This is a genomic window from Candidatus Coatesbacteria bacterium (assembly GCA_014728225.1).
Classification (GTDB): domain Bacteria; phylum RBG-13-66-14; class RBG-13-66-14; order RBG-13-66-14; family RBG-13-66-14; genus WJLX01.
In genome coordinates this window covers 1-13354 of record WJLX01000074.1, presented here as the reverse complement: position 1 = coordinate 13354, position 13354 = coordinate 1, and the positions used below count along the sequence as shown (strand labels likewise).

The 13354-nt window shown below is 64.9% G+C and carries 6 protein-coding genes; all 6 read right to left on the bottom strand.

Annotation, left to right across the window (positions count from 1 at the left end; all coding sequences use genetic code 11):
• Positions 1–326: 326 nt before the first annotated feature.
• A complete protein-coding gene (locus GF399_05350; protein MBD3399740.1) occupies positions 327–1208 on the bottom strand; it encodes a hypothetical protein in 882 nt (293 codons plus the stop codon).
• A 235-nt stretch (positions 1209–1443) separates the two neighbouring features.
• A complete protein-coding gene (ysxC, locus tag GF399_05345) occupies positions 1444–2103 on the bottom strand; it encodes a ribosome biogenesis GTP-binding protein YsxC (protein ID MBD3399739.1) in 660 nt (219 codons plus the stop codon).
• A 63-nt stretch (positions 2104–2166) separates the two neighbouring features.
• Positions 2167–7527 carry a hypothetical protein gene (locus GF399_05340; GenBank protein ID MBD3399738.1) on the bottom strand — a complete coding sequence of 1787 codons (5361 nt, stop codon included), beginning with the start codon at positions 7525–7527 and terminating at the stop codon, positions 2167–2169.
• Positions 7528–7591: 64 nt separating this feature from the next.
• Entirely contained in the window at positions 7592–11524 is a 3933-nt protein-coding gene (rpoB, locus tag GF399_05335; protein MBD3399737.1) for a DNA-directed RNA polymerase subunit beta, read from the bottom strand.
• 699 nt (positions 11525–12223) lie between these two features.
• A complete protein-coding gene (gene rplL, locus GF399_05330) occupies positions 12224–12601 on the bottom strand; it encodes a 50S ribosomal protein L7/L12 (protein ID MBD3399736.1) in 378 nt (125 codons plus the stop codon).
• Positions 12602–12661: 60 nt separating this feature from the next.
• Positions 12662–13186 (bottom strand): 50S ribosomal protein L10, encoded by a 525-nt coding sequence (gene rplJ / locus GF399_05325; protein ID MBD3399735.1) that lies wholly within the window; start codon positions 13184–13186, stop codon positions 12662–12664.
• Positions 13187–13354 lie beyond the last annotated feature (168 nt).

Sequence of the window (13354 nt, the reverse complement as noted above, 5' to 3'; positions counted from 1 at the left end):
GTTTTTGCGGAGGCGGACCGTTGCCGCCGTTCCAACGGTCGCCGAGATGCAAAAACCGTGCCGGTTCCGGCTCGTCGGCGTGGGCGCACAGGGGCAGTACTCCCGAAAAATGTCTCCCGGCGCGGCGGGCGGTCGGGCTTGGACCATCCCTGGGCTGCGAGATCAGTCGTCACGTCGTCCGCCCCAGCCTGGGAAACTGCGATAACAGCCGTTCAAGCCCGAGATGGTTGACCGAGAGCGGTCGCTTATTCCTCAAGTAGAAGAAGGACCCCCGCCGGGGGTCCTTCGCGCAGTAAAGACAACCTCTGCTATTGACTTAGAGCGTCCTACTCGCCGCCCAGGTTGGACTTGATCATACCCCAGGTGTTCATGGTCACACCGCCGCCGTCCTCAGAGGGCTCGGTCAGGTAGGGGATGAACTCGACCTCGCCGAGGACGCTGCGGTCGTAGTAGTCGTAGATACCCTGGGCGATGAGCTGTTCGTTGACACTGTCCCACCAGTTGTAGGTGGCGTCGATGTTGTAGATGGAGTCGTTGACGAGGTTGTAGGGGTTGTTACCGAAGATGTTGTTATAGGTGATGGTGGGAGCGCAGTCCATCAGGTAGATGCCGCCCTCGTAGGGCAGACCGGTGCCGTTGCCGGAGATGGTGCAACCGGAGATGTCGGGCGGGGTGCCGCCGTTGACGGCGATGCCGTGCTGGGAGCAGTTGGTGATCTCGAGCAGCTCGATGGTCGAGGACATGGCGGCGCCCATGGTCATGCTCTGGATGGTCAGACCGTCCTTGGCGTACTCGATGCGGCAGTTGGTCAGGGTGACGTTGTTGTCACCCTCGATAACGATGGTGCCCCAGTCGCCGGGGAAGGGGATCTGCTCGTTGGAGGTGAACAGAATCGGCCAGCCGGGTGAGCCTTCGGCGATCAGTGCGCCGTCGGTGACGATGATCTCGGCGCCGTCGCGGTAGCCGCCGTCCATGGTGACCTTGTCGAAGCGGACGGTGACTCCGTCTTCGATGCGCAGGGTGGCGCCTTCACGGATGGTGAGGTTGCCGTAGACGACGTAGGGCGAGCCCGAGATGTCCCAGACGGTGTCCTCGATGATGTCTTGTTGAGTGATCGGGGTGAAGTTCACCTCGACGATATCGGCGGCGCCGACGGCGCCGACGAGGAGTCCGGGGATCAGCAAAAAGAGGCAGGACGCTTTGTTCATCGATCATCCTCCCGGTTGTTCCGCCGCTTGGCTCCGGCGGTTATGCCCGGTTCTTCCCAGTGTTGTCGCCCAGATGCGGAGCAGTCGAGGGTCGACTTCCCGGCGACCGACACCCGTCGTTATTGGCCCGCCGCCGCTCATCGTGACATCCCGTGCCGGCGGTTGCGGCAGGTCAGTACGGCGGTACACCCACTGACAGTTCAGTCAATCAAATTAGCACAGGAATCGGCGACGGTCAAGTCTCGGCATGGTCGTCTCCGTCGTTTGCTGCATTATCAGGGTCGCTGGTGAAGGCGTCGAGCAGGCCGGTCATGGCGGTCCACAACTCGTGGCGGCCGCTGCCGTCGACGGCGGAGAAAATCAGGGGTTCCAGGCCCAAGGCCCTGGCGAAGGCACTGCGGGAGCGGGCCCGCTGGTTATTGGAGAGCTTGTCGGTCTTGGTCATCACCGCGATACGGGGCAGCTCCTGCTCGGCCAGCCAGTCCCAGGCCTCGAGGTCGTTGTCCCGGGCGGGGTGGCGGCTGTCGAAGATCTGCACGGCGCCGGCGACGAGGTCGCGTTGTGGGTCCAACAGACCGGTCATCAGGGCGTCGAAACGGCGGCGTTCGGAGCGGGGGGCCTTGGCGTAGCCGTAGCCCGGGGCGTCGACGAGATGCAGCCGGCGCCGTCGACCGCCTAGACGAAACTCGAGGAGGTAATAGTTGAGCAACCGGGTCTTGCCCGGGGTGGCGCTCTTGCGGGCTAGATTGCGCCGACCGGCCAGGGTATTGACCAGACTGCTCTTACCGACATTGGAGCGGCCGACGAGGACGATCTCCGCCGGCCCGCCCCGGGGTAGTCCGGCGGGGTCGGCGTAGCTGGTGATGAACTCGGCGCGCTGAACAGTGACGGTCATGGATTGGAAACGGTTCGGGGGAGGGCGGCGGCCCTCCCCGTGCGTACGGCGATGGTCTTCGGCCTAATCGTCTTCGGCGGCTTCGGCGGCTTCGGCGGCGCGTTGAGTTGCCTCTTCTTCCTCGCCGTCGGCTTGAGCGTCTTCAGCGGCAAAGACCTCCTCGTCCTCGTCTTGGTCGGCCGGAGATTCCCGCTCTTCGGCCTCGCCCTCATCGGTGTCCGCTTCCTCGGCGGTCTCCGCGTCTTCATCGCCGGAGCCGTCGTCGCCGGGGCCTTCGTAGTCCTCGAACTCGAGGGCCGAACCCGTAGTTTCCTCGACGGCCTCCTCTTCCTCGGCGGTTTCCGCGGGATGCTGGGCGATCTGCTCGATGTCCTTGCCGACGTCGTAGATGTCGTCGGAATGCAACCCGGTGCCGGCGGGGATCAACCGACCGACCAGGACGTTCTCCTTGAGACCGCGCAGGAAATCGCGACGGCCCGAGACGGCGGCGTGGGCCAGCACCCGGGTGGTGTCCTGGAAGCTGGAGGCCGACAGGAAACTCTCCGTGGACAGACTGGCCTTGGTGATGCCCTGGAGGATGGGATGGGCCGTGGCGGGGCGTCCGCCCTCCTCGATGATCGCCCGGTTCTCGTCGCGGTAGGCGTGGCGGTCGACCAGCTCCCGGGGCAGGAAGCGGGTATCGCCGACCTCGTCGATCTTGACCTTGCGCAGCATCTTGCGGACGATGATCTCCATGTGCTTGTCGTTGATGGAGACGCCCTGCAAGCGGTAGACCTCCTGGATCTGATTGACCAGGTACTCCTGAACCACCGTCGAGCCCTTGACGGCCAGCAGGTCGTGGGGGTTGATGTCGCCCTCGGTGAGTGGATCGCCGGCCTTGACCTCGTCGCCCTCGAAGACGATGACGTGCTTGCCGAAACGGACCAGGTACTCCCGGGTCTCGGACTCGTTGGCGATCACGATGCGCCGTTTGCCCTTTTTGGGCTGGCCGAAGGCGACGCGACCGTCGATCTCGCTGATGGTGGCCGGGTTCTTGGGCTTACGCGCCTCGAGCAGCTCGACGACGCGGGGCAGCCCGCCGGTGATGTCCGAGGTCTTGCCGGACTCGAGGGCGATCTTGGCCAACACGTCGCCGGCCTTGACCTCGTCCCCGTGGTGGGCGAGGATATAAGCGCCGATGGGCACGGAGTAGACCTCCTCGCGCCCCTCGAACTTGTTGGCCAGCTTGTCGAAGGCCAGCTTGATGTCGCCCTGGGTGGCGTTGCGCGGGACCTCGAGAATCTCGTAGTAGTTGGGCGGGTTCTTTTTGTCGTAAGCAGAGCGCTTCTGGGGATCGGTCAGGACGTCGCGGGCCTCGACCAGGCGCTTGTCGGGCTTGTCGTCGTCGCCGGTGAGGCGGCGGAAGTTGCGCTCGATCTTGCGGGTGCCGGCCTCGCGGTTGACGCCCAGCAGCTCGTAGTAGCTGGGCTCGTCGAGGGAGCCGTCGTATTTACGCCGGCTGTCGGGGTCGGATAAAACCTCGTGGGCCTCGTTGACCTTCTCCAGCTTGTAGTCGAGGTAATCCATCCGCTCGCGGTAGGCCTGCTCGATATCCTCGGGATCCGCCTCGCGTTCTATGTGCAGCACGGCGTAGAGGCTGGAGCGATCCGATTCGTCGAACTCGGCGCGCTTGTTCTCGTCGGACAGAAGCTCGTGGGCCTGTTCCAGCTGGCGGCGGCGGGACTCGATGTCCGGGTTCAGCGTCCGCAGGGTCTTGAGGAAGGCCTCGCGCACGGCGACGTCATCGGCCTCGCGCCTGAGGCCCAAGCGCTCGAAGTGGTTGGGCGGGTGTTCGTCGTCGTAAGCCTTGCGCTGCTCGGGATCGTGGAGAATGTTGTAAGCGGTTTCGATCTGCGGCGTCAGGGCGTCGTCTTCGTTGAGTTCGTTGTAAACGTTGTTGATGCGGTCCGTCGAGGCCCAGCGCTTGACCCCCAGGATCTCGTAGTAGCTCAGCGGGGTGTCCTCGTTGTACTTGCGGCGCCGTTCGGCATCGGCCAGGACGTCGTAGGCCTGATGGATGACGTCGACGTCGACGCGCACGCCGCGGACCATGATCTGGGGGTGGAGCTTCTTGTCTTTGTATTCGGTGATCACCCGCTGGATGCGCTCCGAGCTCTCGTCGAGCTCCTCGGTCATCGTGCGCCCCTCTTCGATGTCGATGAACTCGACCCGGCCGTCCATGGTGGCCAGGATGGGGCTGGTGTAGGGGTCCCAGGAGAGCAGGGCCTTGCCCTTCTTGATCTTCTGGTTGTGCTCGACCTTGATCTCGGCGCCGTAGGGCACGTCGTACTTGATCAACTCGTTGCCGTAGCGATCGTAGAGCACGATGCGGCCGTTGCGGCTGTTGGCCAGACGGCGGCCGTCGCGGTCGGTGATGATGTCCAGGTTGTGCAGTTCGGCGCGGCCGGAGCGCTTGGCCTTGGCGTCGGTCTGCTGGATGATGCGGCTGGCGGTGCCGCCGATGTGGAAGGTCCGCAGGGTGAGCTGGGTGCCCGGCTCGCCGATGCTCTGGGCGGCGATGACGCCGACGGCCTCGCCGATGTCGACGAGCTTGCCCGTGGCCGGGTTGAGCCCGTAGCACAGGGCGCAGACACCGTGTTCGGCCTCGCAGGTCAACACCGAACGGATCTTGACCTCTTCCACCCCGGCCTCGTCGATGATCTCGGCCTTCTGCTCGTCGATCATCTCCCCGGCGTGAACGAGAACCTCGCCGTTGTTGGGATCGTGGACGTCGTCGAGGGTTACCCGGCCCAGGATGCGTTCGCCCAGGGGCTCGATGACCTCGTCGCCCTCGACCAGCGGCTCGACGTCGATGCCGCGGATGGTGCGGCAGTCGTATTTGGTGATGATCGTGTCGTGGGCCACGTCGACCAGGCGCCGGGTCAGGTAGCCGGCGTCGGCGGTCTTGAGCGCCGTGTCAGCCAGGCCCTTGCGGGCGCCGTGGGTCGAGATGAAGTACTCGAGGACGGACAGGCCGTCGCGGAAGTTGGCGATGATCGGATTCTCGATGATCTCGCCGATCGAACCGGTGATCTTCTTCTGCGGCTTGGCCATCAGCCCGCGCATCCCGGCGAGCTGGCGGATCTGCTGGCGGCTGCCCCGGGAGCCCGAGTCGTGCATCATGAAGATCGGGTTGTAACCATCCTGATCGAGCCGCATCTCCTTGAGCATCTCTTCGGCCACGGTGTTGGTGGCCGTGGTCCAGGCGTCGATGACCCGGTTGTAGCGCTCGCCCTTGGTGATTTCTCCGCGACGGTTGGCGGCGGTGACCTGGTCGACCTTGTCCTCGGTGCGGCGGATGATCTCGGGTTTGGTCTGGGGCACGACGACGTCGTCGATGCCGAAGGTCAGCCCCGAGGTGGTGGCGAAGGTGAAGCCCGCCCACTTGAGGTTGTCCAGCAGCTGGACCGTGGGATCCTCGCCGAAGTTGCGGAAGCACTCGCCGACGAGATGGGTAATCTGGCCTTTCTTCATCAGCTTGGATTGCCAGCGCATCTGCGGCGGCACCAGGGTGTTGAACAGGGCTAGACCCGCCGTGGCGTAAACCCAGCTGCTGGCGGTCAGCTGGGGCTCGCGCCCCAGAGCGGCTGCGAGCCGCCGTAAGCGGGCGGCGTCGACGAGGTTGCCCGGCTCCAGCTTCTCCTTGGAGTCCGGATCCTCGACGGCCTCGCGCAGGACGCGGAAGTTGACCTCGTCGGCGACCCGCCAGTGCTCCTCCCGGCGCAGCAGCAGGTCGTCGTGGAGCTCGATCCGCCCGGCGTCCAGGTGGAGCTTGACCTCGTCGAGATCGTTGAAGCGGGGACACTCGCCCGGCGCCGTCCGCTGCTCGGGCAGGCGGGGCTTGGAGAGGTAGTAGCAGCCCAGGACCATGTCCTTGGTCGGCGTGGCCAGGGCCTTGCCGTTGGCCGGCGAGAGGATGTTGTGGGTGGCCAGCATCAGCAGCCGGGCCTCGAGCTGGGCCTCGTGGGACAGCGGCACGTGGACCGCCATCTGGTCGCCGTCGAAGTCGGCGTTGAAGGCGGTGCAGACCAGGGGGTGGATGCGGATGGCCTCGCCCTCGACCAGCACGGGCTGGAAGGCCTGGATACCCAGCCGGTGCAGCGTCGGCGCGCGGTTGAGCAGCACCGGATGGTCGGCGATGATCTCCTCGAGGATGTCCCAGACCTCGGGCGAGACCTGGTCGAGCAGCTTGCGAGCGCTCTTGACCGTATGGACGATCCCCGACTGCTCCAGGCGCATGATGACGAAGGGCCGGAACAGCTCCAGGGCCATCCGCTTGGGTATGCCGCACTGGTGGAGCTTGAGCTCCGGTCCGACCACGATCACCGAGCGGCCCGAGTAGTCGACGCGCTTGCCCAGCAGGTTCTGGCGGAAGCGGCCCATCTTGCCCTTGACCGTGTGCGAGAGGCTCTTCAACGGGCGGTTGCCCGAGCCGCGCACGGCGCGTCCGCGGCGGCCGTTATCGAACAGGGCGTCGACGGCCTCCTGCAGCATGCGCTTCTCGTTGCGCAGGATGACCGCCGGAGCCTGGAGCTCCTTGAGCCGACGCAGGCGGTTGTTGCGGTGGATGACCGAGCGGTAGAGGTCGTTGAGGTCGCTGGTGGCGAAGCGGCCGCCGTCCAGAGGCACCAGGGGGCGCAGCTCCGGCGGGATGACCGGGATGACCTCCAGGACCATCCACTCGGGCCGGTTGCCGCTCTTGCGGAAGCTCTCGGCGATGGTCAGACGCTTGAGGATCTGGCGGCGGGCCTGCTTGCTGGTGGCGTTCTCCAGCTCGATTCGCAGATCAAAGACCATATCCTCGAGATCGATCTCGGCCAGCATGTCGCGGATAACGCCGGCGCCCATGTCGGCCTCGAAGTCGTAGCCGAAGTCGGCCCGGGCCTTCTGGTACTGCTCCTCGCTGAGGAGTTGCTTGTAGTTGAGCGGGGTTTCGCCGGGGTCGGTGACGATGTAGCTCTCGTAGTACAGCACCCGCTCCAGGTCGCGCACGCTGATGTTGAGCATGCTGGAGACGCGGCCCGGGGCGCCCTTGACGTACCAGATGTGGGTGACGGGGACCTCGAGCTCGATGTGGCCCATCCGCTCGCGGCGCACCTTGGACAGGGTGACCTCGACGCCGCAGCGGTCGCAGATGACCCCCTTGTTCTTGACGCGTTTGTACTTGCCGCAGAAGCACTCCCAGTCCCGCGTCGGACCGAAGATGCGCTCGCAGAACAGCCCGTCCTTTTCGGCGCGCAAGGTGCGGTAGTTGATGGTCTCCGCCTTCTTCACCTCGCCCGAGGACCAGGAACGGATGGTCTCCGGCGAGGCCATCGTGATCCGGATCATATTGAAACGGGTCGGCTTGGAGGCCACGTAGGACGAAACGGCATTGTAGCTCATCGAACTCCCCCCGGCGCGGCGAACCGCGCGAAAGGTGTGGAAATGGTCTCCGTCGTCGGGACGGTTACTCCTCGAGTTCCATGTTGAGGCAGAGGCCCATCAGCTCGCGGCGCAGGACGTTGAAGCTCTCCGGGATGCCCGGCTCCGGGGTGTTCTCGCCCTTGACGATGGCCTCGTAGGTCTTGGAGCGGCCGGGGACGTCGTCGCTCTTGACGGTCAGCAGCTCGCGCAGGGTGTGAGCGGCGCCGTAGGCCTCGACGGCCCAGACCTCCATCTCGCCGAAGCGCTGGCCGCCCATCTGGGCGCGGCCGCCGAGGGGCTGCTGGGTCACCAGGCTGTACGGGCCGATGGAGCGGGCGTGGATCTTCTCCTCGGCCAGGTGGCTGAGCTTGAGCATATAGTGGAAGCCGACGGTAACCTCGGAATCGAAGGCCTCACCGGTCTTGCCGTCGTAAAGGGTGATCTTGCCGGAGCGGGGCAGACCGGCCTCCTCGAGCAGGTCCTTGATCTCGTCCTCGGTGGCCCCCTCGAAGACCGGGGTGGCCACCTTGATGCCCTTGGATTTGGCCGCCCAGCCCACGTGGGTTTCCATGATCTGGCCGACGTTCATCCGGCTGGGCACGCCCAGGGGATTGAGGACCATCTGGATCGGCGTGCCGTCGGGCATGTAGGGCATGTCCTCCAGGGGCACGATCCGGGCGATGACGCCCTTGTTGCCATGGCGCCCGGCCATCTTGTCGCCCACCGACAAACGGCTCTTGCGGGCGATGTAGACCTTGACGATGGAGTAGATCCCGGGAGGAAGCTCGTCGCCGCGTTCGATGCGGTCGATCTTGATCTTGGTCTGTAGATCGACGCGGGCCTTGAGCTCCTGGTAACGATCCAGGTTGACCTCGACGCGCTCGACGAAGTCCTCGTCGAGGGTCACCTCGCCCATTTCGATCTCCTCCATGTCGCCGGTGGAGGTGAAACGCTCCCAGCGCTCGCGGATCTCCTCGGCCCGGGGCTTGGCCTCGGTGACCTTGAGCTCGGGCCAGCGCTCGACGAGAATGTTCTTCAGGGCGTAACCCTCGTCCTTCTCCAGGCGGTGGAGCTCCTCCTCTTTATGCTTCTTGAAGTCCTCGATCAGCTCTTCTTCGGCATCGGTCAGGGTCTCGGCCCGCTCCTTGGACTTGCGACTGAAGATCTTCAGCCCGATGACCTTGCCGTCGAGACCCGGCGGGGCCTTGAGCGAGGCGTCGCGGACGTCCTTGGCCTTCTCGCCGAAGATGGCCCGCAGCAAACCCTCCTCCGGGGTCAGCTCGGTCTCGCCCTTAGGGGCCACCTTACCGACGAGGATGTCTCCGGGGTGCACCTCGGCGCCGATGCGGATAATGCCGTTGGAATCGAGGTGGCGCAAGCTGTCGGCGGAGACGTTGGGGATGTCGGCGGTTATCTCCTCGCGGCCCAGGTTGGTATCCCGGCACTCGATCTCGTACTCCTCGATATGGATCGAGGTGAAGAAGTCCTCGCGCACCAACTCCTCACTGATGACGATGGCGTCCTCGAAGTTGTAGCCGAACCAGGGCAGGAAGGCGACCAGGATGTTGCGCCCCAGGGCCAGCTCGCCGTCGGCCGTCGCCTGGCCGTCGGCGATCACGTCGCCGACCTCGACGACGTCGCCCCGGCGCACGATCGGCTTCTGGTTGATACAGGTGTCCTGATTGGAGCGCACGTAGCGGTGCAGCCGGTAGGTGTCGCGCTGGTTGAGGCCGGTGTACTCGTCCTCGACCTCGGTTTCGATGACGATCTTCTCAGCGGAGACGTAGGCCACCGTTCCCCGACGGCGGGCCTTGACGAGGACGCCGGAATCGCGGGCCGTCTTGGCCTCGACGCCGGTACCCACCAGGGGTGGCTCCGTGGTCATCAGGGGCACGGCCTGGCGCTGCATGTTGGAACCCATCAGGGCTCGGTTGGCGTCGTCGTGCTCCAGGAAGGGGATCAGGGCCGTGGAGACGCTGATCACCTGCTTGGGGCTGACATCCATGTAGTCGACCTTCCCGGGCGCCACCTTGAGGAACTCACTCTGTTGACGGGCCATCACCTCGTCCTCGACCATCGTGCCGTCGTCGTTGAGGGCGGTGTTGGCCTGGGCGACGATCGTATTTTCCTCGTCGATGGCCGACAGGTACTCGATCTCATCGGTCACCCGACCGTCGACGACCTTGCGGTAGGGGGTTTCGATCAGGCCGAAGCGGTTGATGCGGGCGTAGGACGACAGGGAGTTGATCAGGCCGATGTTGGGGCCTTCCGGCGTCTCGATGGGGCACAGCCGGCCGTAATGGGTGTAGTGGACGTCGCGGACCTCGAAGGTGGCCCGGTCGCGGGACAGACCGCCGGGCCCCAGGGCCGAGACGCGGCGCTTGTGGGTCAGCTCGGAGAGGGGGTTGACCTGGTCCATGAACTGGGACAGCGCCGATGAACCGAAGAACTCCTTGATGGCGCCGGTCAGCGGCTTGGAATTGATCAGGTCCGAGGGCATGCAGCGTCCGGGCTCCTGGACCGCCATCCGGTCCCGGGCCACCCGCTCCAGTCGGCTGATGCCGACGTGGCAGACGTCCTCCAGCAGCTCGCCGACGCTCAGGACGATCCGGTTGCCCAGGTGGTCGATGTCGTCGGTGGAGACGCCGCTCTCCCCGGAGCGTAGCTTGAGCAGGTAGCGGCAGGTCTCGATGATGTCGTCGCGGTCCAGGCGGTGCTCCTCGAGGGGGATATCGAGGCCCAGCTTGTCGTCGAGTTTCTTGCGCCCCACATCGCCCAGGTCGTAGCGACGGACGTTGAAGAACAGGGTGTTGAAGAACTTGACCGCGGCCTCGGTGTTGGGCGGTTCGCCGGGACGCAGCAGGGTGTAGACCCGCAGGGCGGACTCGACCTTGGAGGGCATGTTGTCCTTCTCCAGGGTCCGGCGGACGACGTTGAAATCGACCCCCTCGGGATCGGGGATCACGCGGACGGCCTCGACGCCGGCCTCGGTGATCCGGGCGTAAGCCTCGGGAGTGATCTCGCGGTCGGCCTCGACGAGCAGCTCGCCCGTCGACTCATCGACGATGTCCTCGAGGGAGATCTGCCCCACCAGACGCTCGGCGTCGCCGACGGGGATCAGGTCGGGCAGCAGGCGGACGTGATGCACACCGGCCTCGACGAGATCCTCGTAGACCTCGTCGTCGATCAGGGTGCCGTACTCGAACAGCAACTCCTCGGGATCATCGGAGAGGGGGTCGAAGATCTTGGTGGCCAGGGCGCCGCCGATGATGCGCTCCTTGTCGGCGACGGGTACGGGGTCGCCGGCGGCGAAGATGGAGAGGATCTCGGCGTTGGAGGCGTACCCCAGGGCGCGCAGGAAGGTAGTGATCAGCATCTTGCGCTTGCGGTCGATCGACAGGTACATGATGTCGTTGGCGTCGATGGAGAAATCGAGCCAGGAACCGCGCACGGGGATGATGCGGGAGCTGTAGAGCTTGCGCCCGCCGGCCTGGACGTCCTCCTTGAAGAAAACGCCCGGTGAACGGTGCAACTGGCTGACCACGACGCGCTCGGCCCCGTTGATGATGAAGGTGCCCGAATCGGTCATGATCGGCAGCTCGCCCAGATAGAGGGTCTCCTCACGGATGTCGATCAGCTGCCGGTCCTGTTTGTGCTTGCGATCCACCGAATAGACGTGGAGCAGGAAGGCGACCTTCAGCGGCGCGCCGTAGGTCATGTCCCGGTCCTTGCACTCCTCGACCTCGTACTTGGGCAGATCGAGTTTATAGCGCTTGAACTCCAACCGGAAAACGCCGGAGGGATCCTCGATGGGGAAGACGCGTTCGAAGGCGTATTGCAGACCCTGACGCAGGCGCTTGGAGGGCGGGACGTCGTCCTGGAGGAAGTTACGGAAACTGTCGCGCTGCACCTGGAGCAGGTTGGGCAGCTCACGCGGGGTGGACAGCTTGCCGTAGGAGATACGCTCGGTGAACATGGAGACACTCCGGCGGGATAAGGGGTCGCTGGGAACCGGGGGAGGAACGCTACCGGCCGTCATCGACCGTGGATCGAACGGGAAGTCGGTTGCACGGGCGCCACGGGCGGACGCCGGGGACCCGCTGTCGACCCCGGTCGGCGGGGAGCGTCGTCGGCGACCGGGGCCGTGGTCGGCGACGAGAAGGGTGGGCGGAGGATTCGGTCCGCGGAATGAAAGGATGTAAATCCGCTACCGGTAACGATCCGTATAGTTTGGCACGATTCATGCAGAGACATCCCGCTAAAGGTATAAAAACCCGTTCGAGGCGGGGGCCGTCTCGAAGGCTTACCCTAGCGGGTGCTGCTACAGGACTGTAAAAGGTGAACTTGTTTGGAAAACAAGTTTGGACCGCCGACCGTCCGAGGGTAAGGGCGCACCGCGGTTAGTCCACCGATCACGGGGCGCCGCGTCGGCGGGCCCCGGTCATGGAACCGCTCCCCCGGTTGCACTGGCTCGGTTGCACGAGGTTGCGTCTGGCTGCGTTCGACGCGGAGGGAAAATGAATCCCTTTTCCCACCACGCGCAGCGCACCTTATGGTACAATAAACGGTTACAAAAAGGAAAGGGTAAACCCTCCCCGACGGAAAAGGTGCATGCTCGGCATACGCCCCGCGACCGGGGAGGGGTTCCTGTTGACTCGCGCTGTGTCGCGCGGTGTTACTTGATCTCGACGATGGCGCCGACGGCTTCGAGCTTCTCCTTGATCTGCTCGGCCTCTTCCTTCTCCACGCCTTCCTTGATGGCGGTGGGGGCACCTTCGACGAGTTTCTTGGCTTCCTGCAGACCCAGACTGGTCAGGGAGCGGACCTCCTTGATGACCTGGATCTTCTTGTCGCCGAAGCTGGAGAGGATGACGTCGAATTCGGTCTGCTCCTCCTCGGCGGCGGCCTCACCGCCACCGGCGGCGGCGCCGGCGGCGACGGCCACGGGGGCGGCGGCGCTGACGCCCCACTCCTCTTCGAGCTCCTTGACCAGCTCGACCAGTTCGAGCACGGTCATCTGGCTCAGGGCCTCTTTGATTTCATCCTTGGACATGGGGTTCCTCCAAAAGGGCTCGAGGGTCCGGATCCCGGCGATGCCGGGAGGGAAGCGACCCTACTGTTCAAGCTCGTCGGCGTGGGCCTTGACCACACGCACAAATCCACCATAGGTCGCGCTGAGCAGTCCGACCAGTTTCTGGGCCGGGGCCAGGAAGGTCGACAGGACCTTGGCCCGCATATCGGGCAGCGGCGGACACTTGGACAACTCGATGATAGCGTCGTAGTCCAGGCGCTTGCCGTACATCCACCCGCCCCGAATCTCCAGGGCGTCCTCGTTTTCCTTCTCCTTCGTGAAATCCACCAGGGTCTTGGCCGTATCGACGGGGCTTTCGCCCAGGGCGAGGGCCGTCGGCCCGGCGACCAGATCGCGGTAATCCCCACGCTCCGCGCCGTCCAGGGCGCGCCAGGTCAGGGTGTTCTTGACGACGCGCATCCGTCCCTGTTTGGTGAACAGGTTCTGGCGCAACGTCGTCGTCTGCTCGACGGTCTGGCCGATCGGATTGACGAAGAAGACAAAATCGGCATCCTGGAAGAGCTTGGTCAGCTCCTCGACGACCGCTTTCTTCTCCTCACGATTCACTGGTTACTCCTTCGGGCTGGGCCCCGCGGGGCCAGGCCGATGGGTTGTCATTCGACGACCGTTACGGTCGGATCATCCACCCCGGTCCGCTGCCGAACCGGTGATCCGCGCCGCCGGCGTCGGGAACGGGCGCAACGGGCGCGACGTTCCCCGGCTTCGCCACCAACG